The sequence below is a fragment of the Enterobacter sp. ZOR0014 genome (genome assembly GCF_000798855.1).
Lineage (GTDB): Bacteria > Pseudomonadota > Gammaproteobacteria > Enterobacterales > Enterobacteriaceae > Enterobacter > Enterobacter kobei.
Genome location: NZ_JTLF01000023.1, coordinates 1 through 241 on the forward strand (window position 1 = coordinate 1; position 241 = coordinate 241).

1 tRNA gene is annotated in these 241 nt (G+C 56.0%); it reads right to left on the reverse strand.

The window, feature by feature from the left end:
• Positions 1-79: 79 nt before the first annotated feature.
• Positions 80-154 (reverse strand) — tRNA-OTHER (locus tag L977_RS00760).
• Between the last annotated feature and the right edge of the window lie 87 nt (positions 155-241).

Genomic DNA, 241 nt, shown 5'->3' on the forward strand with positions numbered 1-241 from the left:
CCGACCCCCTCCGTGTAAAGGAGATGCTCTACCAACTGAGCTAATCGCCCATTTCGGAACTACTGCGATAAGATGAGAATGGTGGGCGATGACGGGCTCGAACCGCCGACCCCCTCCGTGTAAGGAGATGCTCTACCAACTGAGCTAATCGCCCAATCCCAACACTTATCTACACTGCGAGTCTACCGAAGTAGATGGTGGGTGATGACGGGCTCGAACCGCCGACCCCCTCCGTGTAAAG